Origin of the sequence: Caballeronia sordidicola (genome assembly GCF_000729995.1) — a bacterium.
Lineage (GTDB): Bacteria > Pseudomonadota > Gammaproteobacteria > Burkholderiales > Burkholderiaceae > Caballeronia > Caballeronia sordidicola_A.
The window spans coordinates 58,168-65,851 of sequence record NZ_JNFG01000206.1; the positions used below are offsets into that span (position 1 = coordinate 58,168).

Annotated in this window: 7 protein-coding genes; all 7 read right to left on the reverse strand. The window is 57.7% G+C overall.

Features of this window, described 5'->3' with window-relative positions; translation table 11 throughout:
* Positions 1–47 precede the first annotated feature (47 nt).
* Complete coding sequence (locus tag FH08_RS0143490) at positions 48–1,592, reverse strand: IS630 family transposase (RefSeq protein WP_200878875.1); 1,545 nt, start codon at positions 1,590–1,592, stop codon at positions 48–50.
* An 80-nt stretch (positions 1,593–1,672) separates the two neighbouring features.
* Positions 1,673–3,457, reverse strand: a complete 1,785-nt coding sequence (locus FH08_RS0143495; protein WP_031364377.1) for an SWIM zinc finger family protein — start codon at positions 3,455–3,457, stop codon at positions 1,673–1,675.
* A 157-nt stretch (positions 3,458–3,614) separates the two neighbouring features.
* Complete coding sequence (locus FH08_RS49040; protein WP_035568781.1) at positions 3,615–3,917, reverse strand: DUF2442 domain-containing protein; 303 nt, start codon at positions 3,915–3,917, stop codon at positions 3,615–3,617.
* Between the two features lie 121 nt (positions 3,918–4,038).
* Complete coding sequence (locus tag FH08_RS0143505) at positions 4,039–4,581, reverse strand: DUF2442 domain-containing protein (RefSeq protein ID WP_160172559.1); 543 nt, start codon at positions 4,579–4,581, stop codon at positions 4,039–4,041.
* A 50-nt stretch (positions 4,582–4,631) separates the two neighbouring features.
* Complete coding sequence (locus FH08_RS0143510; RefSeq protein WP_031364380.1) at positions 4,632–5,645, reverse strand: hypothetical protein; 1,014 nt, start codon at positions 5,643–5,645, stop codon at positions 4,632–4,634.
* 40 nt (positions 5,646–5,685) lie between these two features.
* On the reverse strand, positions 5,686–6,165 hold the full coding sequence (locus FH08_RS53830) for a DUF6088 family protein (RefSeq protein ID WP_326929012.1): 480 nt from the start codon (positions 6,163–6,165) through the stop codon (positions 5,686–5,688).
* Positions 6,166–6,230: 65 nt separating this feature from the next.
* Positions 6,231–6,755 (reverse strand): HAD domain-containing protein, encoded by a 525-nt coding sequence (locus FH08_RS0143520; RefSeq protein WP_035568775.1) that lies wholly within the window; start codon positions 6,753–6,755, stop codon positions 6,231–6,233.
* Between the last annotated feature and the right edge of the window lie 929 nt (positions 6,756–7,684).

The following is a 7,684-nucleotide window of genomic DNA, read 5'->3' on the forward strand; positions in this document are numbered from 1 at the left end:
CGCACGCCGGCCGGCCTCTCCGTGTCGATAAGGATGTCCCGAACGATTCATCTGTATACCGGGTCCTTGCAATTGTTCGCAGCCGAAAACTCGCTCGTCGTCCGCTCCTTTCGCCAGATTGCTTTGCCCGCGCGTTTCGGATGTTCCTTGAAGTGCTGATTGCGCTCTGCGAAATAGCGGTCAATTGCCACCTTTGCAGCATCCACGGACGCGTAGTCACTATTGTGGATGATGGCTCGCGCCATGCCGCTAAAGACTGACTCGATGACATTCAGGAATTGCGCACTTGCGGGCAGCGGCGCCAGTTCCAGAATCGGCTGATGACGCGATTGCGCTGACTCATTGTGGTCGGAGATGAACGCCAACAGCTTCTTCGAAAGATGCCAGGAGGCTGCGTCCCACGAGAGGTATAGCTTCCGCATCACACCGTACTCGTCGAGCAAGGCAGTTGCCATGCGAATCATCTCATCGGTGTTCTTGGCCGTGGAATAGAAATGCGTCACCTGGTTGGACGACAACTCCAGTGCGGCCGTGCAAATCAGACACCCCTTCGATTTCTGCCTTTGCGGAACATTCGGCTGAACATCGGGGGCCGCCAGCACGCGGCCCGGCTTCATAGTGACGGAGAAGGGCCCAAACTCGTCGATAGAGAAGAACCGTTCGTCTGGCTGGAGGTTGGCCAGAACCGACCGGATGATGTCAAGTTTTTCCCGATAATTGGGGTCGGTGCTTGTGAGGACAATCTTGGCCGATTTCCAGCGATAGCCGGCGTGCCGCATTATCGACCGGATAGCGTCCATGCCCGCATGATGCCCACGCACCGCCAGCACTCGCCGCAGGTCGACCATTTTCCATGTGGTCCTGTTAATGCCTGATGCAGACGGTGGCTCGTGCAACAGGGTGAAAACCGCGCTCTTCAGCGCTTCGTCGTCCTCCCTGCGGGAGCGGTTCGTTTTTGCGAACAGTGACTCCAACCCAGCTGCCTTGTAGTCGCCGATGTACGTGCGAACGGATGCGCGGCTAATGGCGAGATGCGTCGCGATTTCACGTAAGGAAAAACCTGCTTCGTGTGCCAGCACGGTAAGCGACTTATGGCGCTGGTTCCTTGATACCGGCAACAGCATTCGCATCAGCCTGTCCTGTTGCCCGCCATCCTCACCTGCTGGCACAGAAACGAGTCCCTGTTCGACTTGATACATCCAGTTCTGCCATCGCTGTCGGCTCCGCTCAGCAGAGCCTATCTTCGGAGATTCGACAACACCCCATGTGCGCAATCGACGCCCGCCTGCCTCTTCGAGTTCCTCCGTGTCGTCCTCGCTAAACAAGCGGGCCAGGAACTGCGCTGCCCCGCGCTCCGGAAGTGCACGTACGATGCGTTGGACCGCTGACCATGGCACTGCCAGTTTTCGGCGGCGGGTGGCATCTCTCGTATTGTCGGTGACCCGGCAGTAGCCTAGGGGCAACTCGAAGTGGACCATTTTCCGGACAGTGTTCCGGCTCATGGCCTCGACTTTTGCGACATACCGGATGGATTCGCCCTTTTTGAGAACCCGCGCTCGGATACGGGTCCACTCTTTGATATCTGAGTACATGGGCAGCCTCCTCATCTGGGCCGCATCGAAAATAGCATGACCCTATCGGTGGCCACAAGACGGCAAGGGCGACCGCAGAACTATTGAAACGCAGCCAGCGTCTTGATGAAATTTCGCTTGGCACGATAAGCCTTCCGGATTTCATCGAGTTCTATGGTGAACAGCGCGTGCTCGCTCAGTTCTGCTCTCAACCGGCCGATGGCCCGTACGATTCCAGCAGCCTCGTCATATCGCGCGTTCCGTGTGCCATTTTCCGCCGATATTGGCAGTAAGCGGTGGTACAGCGCAATGGCGTCGTGCGGATGGGTCTTCGCGCGAACCGCCGCCACCGTTGCCCACATGTTTACCGCTACTGGACCTCCGCAGAACGCCTCCCATGCGGCCTCACTTTCGTGCTCGGCGAGAAAAACCTTGACCAGTTCGGTACGGCTCGGCGTTTGCCAGTGGCTGCGCTTCGCTTTGGACGGAGCCTCTTCCGTGCGGACAAGCTCCCACATATGCTTGAGTGCGCGCTCGCGCGTTAAATCGTACCGACCGGTAGCCTTGGCGACATCCATTAGCGCTGTGAACGCTTCGGCAACGGGACGCGACTCGAAGCGCCGCCAGGCGAACGCATCGGCTTTCTCAAAATCCTTCCGCCGCAAGTACTCGGCTATACAGAAATCAAGTAGCCGCACATCTGTGTTCTTTCCTGACTCCCTAAGCCCGAGCTCCACCCAGGTCAGCCCTTCATCGGGCCGCCCATGCTTTGCACAAAGCTCCGCGACCAGCAAAAAACGGTACGGACTCGATAGGTCCTTCGAACGAATGCGAATCAGTGCGTCGACGTCACCATCGAGTTCCGCGAGCCTCTCCATCGCCCGCTCAAGTCGCATCCGCAGCGTGTCGAACGACCTACGAAATTCATTGCTCGGCGCGAGTGACGGTAGCGCGTCCCATCGATTCACAACAAGCTCGCGGTACCTGCGCAGTCCGGTGTCGCCCAACGGTTCGGTGTAAGCTGGCAACACATCGTAGAACGTGTCCCATACTCCTTCCGTCTGGTAGCGAAACAGGCGCTCGGCGAGTTTCACCGCATCCGGCCGCGTCTGCTGGCAGGCTGCTAGATGAACAGATGCAAGCTCCATGATTGCCGGCATGACGTCACCGCCAGAGTCATCAATCTGTTCGAGACTCTTTTCCGCACCGGCAATCGCCAGTTCCGCGAGCTCGACTACCTGCGCCGCATTCGGCCCTGCGAGATGTTGGCGCAGCATATCTGCGAGCGACATCAGGCCGTCCCCATACGCTCCGGATTCCCGCCAGTCAAGCGGTCGCGAAATGCGCGTTGCCTGACGCACCGCTGCCTTCATGCCAGGCAAGTCGCTGGCGGTTGCCGCACGCGCAGCGAAGAGCAGCTTGTCGCGCAGCGTCATGTCACGCTCCACCGCTTCAAGCAACAACTCCTGCAGACTTTCCTTGTTCAGTGCCGCCACGTATTCGCGGATTTGCTCTTCGTATGTCTTTCGCTTCTTGCGCGGCTTTGCCGGCTCGGTTTCGTCGACATGAAACACTTCCTCACCCGAATTTTCGAGCCATGAAAGCGCGACCGCAACAGTATGCTTGCAAAAAATGCCGTCGCCGCCCACTGGACAGTCGCACTCGTATGTCAGCTCTCCGTCATCGCCAACGCCAAGTTCGACGCTGTATCGATGCGTGCCGCGCACACTGGCACGAAGCACACCGTCATGCTCCTCAAGGCGCGATACCACGCCGTCGTGGAAATAGGCTTTGCCCCGAGCGAAAGTTTTCAGGTCAGCGAGCGATTGGACCTCGTCGAGGGTAATGATGTCTGTAAACGGCGACTGGCGAGACGCGGCACACATTGGTATTTTCTCTACGTGAGTCAACGCACAATTCTATCTCGCTGGCAGCGCGGCGCTTGGCCAGGCGGTGCCGTTTTCGCCACATCGGACCACTGCGTACACTGGCAATCGACACCCCGGATTGGGGGCGCCAGATTTCGCACCGGGCGCACGCGAACTACAACTTATCGATGTCGACCTTGACCGCAAGCCCGACTGATTTCAGCCTTTCCTCAATATGGTGGCACTCGGCGTTACGCAATAGTCCGCTGACGCTGATATTCTCGTCTAATAGGTCCCAATGCAATCCCCCGCCGGGTGCGGAAATCCGGACCGTTTTTTTTTGCTGAGGCGTCGCCGCCAGCAAGTTCGGATACGGTCGCCAAGAGACGCGCAGCGTGCGGCCGTCCTTCAGGTGGACAGTGAAACTGTTCTCCTTCACGATTACTGCGATTGCAATCGGTCGGACGCGATTTATCATCTCGTCATCCTTCAAGCCGCGTCTTGGACGCTCGAGGCAGCAGCATCCAGTTACGAAAAGCGGGCATCGGCGGTCCAACTTGCGTGAGCCTTTGCATAGCTGGGCCTAGTGCAGGTACCTGCTACCAAGCCAGCAGGGCCCGCAACCGTTCCATAAGCCAATCGGTCTCCAAGCGCGCCAGCCACCCCTTGCGTTCAATACCTCTCCTCATACGTTTGAGGGTAACGTCGTGCGAATGCATGGGAAATTTGGCCGCATCTTGCAGGGTCTTTTTGATGAGCTGCTGCGCGAGGTCCTCGCACATGTCCCAGCGGACCCACCGTTCTTCCGCAGTCAAGCCGACGATAAGCCTACCGTCAATCCAACGCCCCGCAATTTTTGGTTGCGTTCCTGAAAGCAGGGCGGGCGTGGGGTCCCACGGAAAGTCGGGCGATACGCACGCGGTTAATCGCTCATCGCGGTGGCGCCTCTCAGCGTCGCGCATCAAGTCCCTGACGCTGATGTCTTCGTCGAGTTGACCCCATCGCAGTACAGTGCCCGACGCAGAAATGCGGAAATCGCATCGCTGCTCAGGGGTTGCCACCCAAAGTTTTGAAAACCTCCGCAAAGGAATTCGTAGTGTGCCCCCGTCTTTCAGAAAGACATTCAGACTATCGTCTTCCACATTTGCTCTGGTTGCTATCGGTCGAATGTGACTTATCATGACACCGCTCTTTAGTGGCCAGCGCTTTGCGCGACGAGGTGAGCGATAACTCGCTTCGCAACTTCGAGAAAGCTCTTGGGTTTGCCGCCGGGGACCGTTTCTGATTGCAGAGCGGTGCCCGGAGCAGCGACAATTCGAATCTGAACGTACTCACCGACGACCGCGATTTGCACGCACGCTTCAGGTGTCGCTTGGTCATCCCCGACCGCTTGTCGCTCAACGAAAAGGCTGAATGTGCGAACGTCGGGGTATGGTCCCAGGGGCCATTCATATCCATACGCATGCAGTGCCGTAGACGCTCGGTCCCACAACCGCTTCCGCGGGTCCACGCCGGTCGCAGCCTTGTAAAGCGGGTCAACGCCTGTTGGTTCAGCTTCGTGATAGCCCTCATACAGTGTTACGGAAGTGCGGGACCACTCTGCCGCCCAGGCCTCAGCCATTCGACTTATTTTTTTGAATCCATCCGCAGTCCTGAGCGTGTCCAGCGGACTACGGTCCCGGAGGCTTTCACGGGGTGATGTTAGAAAGTCTAGGCGCGCGTCCGAGGGAGCGGTCGCAATTATGCGGCAAATTTCGTAGACGCTCCTTCGTTGACTTGGCGGGACGGCTAGGAGAGCTGGGAAATACTCCACTCCGTCGACCTCGATTGTAAAAATACCGTCGTCTGACCGGAGCGTGGCGAGCCTTCGCGCGGTCAGGCCACCCCGCTTGAGAAATTCGCATTTTGGTATCAACTCGCCGTTCGCAATCATTTCGCGCCGGGAAGTCAAAGCTTGCTGCCAAAGGTCCTCGCGCACGATATCCTCGCTGACATCTTCGCCAGCCTCAAGGTAAGCTTCCAGGACGATGTGCTCGATACGCGCGATGACCTCATCTGGCAAGTGTGCAAACTTGATGCGGTCCGTCGCCGCTAGCCTGAAGTTGTTCGCGGCAATTTTGCGTACAAGCATTGACGCCACAAATTGTGCGATATCGAACTCCGCGTCTATCCGCCGCATCGCAAGGGACCAGCCGCTGTTAGCCATTTAGGCTCCTGAGTTAAACGACAAAGCGATTTCCGTATTTTCATGTTCCTGACCGCTTGCGCTCGTAAGAAACGCTTCTGCTTCCAACCTGTATCTTTCGACTTATGCGGCGTCGCCCGGTGTCTACTACCGCAAGCATTGGCACCTGCGTTGTTCGGCCTGCGTTGTAGTCACGGGCGAGCTCACCGGGCTCAACATCGATTTTCAGCTTTCGGAAGACTTCCGCTGCGATTTCTTCAAAAGTCGCAGTGGGCGCGAGTTGCCCGGTGTACCGATTCAAGCGCGTCTTCACGTAGATTCCCAAGCCTACGCGGACAAGCTTGCGCGTCTTGACGAATGTACGTAGAACGCGCCCCAACTGAGCTGGACTTCCCAGACCTGCTAGCTCAGAGCGGAGAATGACAACCCCCTCACATCCAGCAATGAAAGCCGTGACCCGGTTCTCAACTTTCATCGTGAGACCTTTTCTCGAGAGCGCCACGACGTTTTCTTCTGGAAGTAAGTCTCTTACCGTGGCCATTGCCGCATTGTCGGGGCGTTCAATGAAAGCGGGAAGGACCGGCCCGCTGCACTGCGGCTGCTGTATCAGTCGCAGAAACAATTCGCGGCAAGCCACTCTCGTAACTGTTGGCGTGCTCTCGGCGCGCCTAGTGCGGTGTCCGAATCTGTGTGCAAGAAATGCTGCTCAAAGTCCGATGGCACTCCCCAGGCCTCGTCATCGAGAGCTAGCCAATTGGTCAGGCCGTGCTTCACAGCATGGCGAATGACGGTCATGGTCTTCGCCGTTCCGTCTTTGATTTCGCCTAAGCGCGGCGGTGTGCCGAGCGTCGTGCCGACAACCCTGCAGCGGAGGTGGTCAGGTAAGAGAGCGATGGTCTTTTCGGCGCCAAGCGTCTGCAGCCAAGATGTGGTCACAATGATTTGCACTTGCGACCATGGCACAAGGACGTCCGCAAGATAGGGGGCATACTCAAAGGTCGGTCGGCCCGAATCCAATGTGACGACGCCGTGGTTATCAACAAGGCCGTGCCCGATATTTAGCACACCACCGTAGCTGAGGTAGAGTGTCGGAGCATTCGAGACCAAAGTGTCGTGCTGCTCGCATATCATCGTCCTCTCCTTTGTTTGCGGACGCGACGTAGTTCCATTGGAATACCCGACGCAGATACCCTCGAAGGGACATCAGCGGCGGCCAGCACAAATGCCAACGCGCTTCGCTGCTTGGCCGCCCGCGCTCTGTCGTCGCGCGGGTTCAGGATTGCCCTAGAAAATGCGCTACAGAGAAGGCGAAAGACGTCGCGTTTCGAAATCCCGGTTTCGCCTCGGCGTGTCAAAGCTTTCCGGCGCTTCGTCAAATGTCGCTTCAGCAGGCGCGCCAACTCCTTAGCAAGACCGCATAGCGCGTAGCCAACAACGCGGGAGGTTTCGGCACCGATGCGGGGCTGACGTCTCCGCCGCTTAGGCATCATGCTGGAAACTCCGGAGTCGAGGCCCCGGCGGCGGAGGAACTTCGCGGCCCCAGCATTTTTTCAAGGCGGCTACCCGCCGTGCTCAAGTACGCGTCGGACGAGTGTAGCCATTGGTCAAAGTCCAGGTACAACACAAACGAATACCTGCTCAAAGGCTCAAGCAGCCGTGCTTTGACGGCGGAGCCGTCCATAGCTTCTGACGCATGCCGTTTTGGCCGATGTAACCGATTTGTCGACATGACGTCGGTCCGACTAAGCTGACCCGCAAACTTGCGCATGGGGGCAATACCGCACTGGCGGCCACGCCTAAACCGCGAGTCCGGTTGAAGCGACTCCTGCTTCGGCCGCGTCCACTTCCGAATCTTGACCGCCTCGCAAACGAAATATTTCGACATAGCGTGCGACCAGATTGGACCAATCCTGCTGAATATGTGCGTGGAACAAGGCACCGCCGTTGGCCAAGCCTTCGACCTCCTCATCAGCTAGGAGTCTGCGCGGCAGAACGATATGTCATCCAAATGGATGGGGTAAACGTTGTTGAATGATGACGACCAGCTATCTCCCCTACAA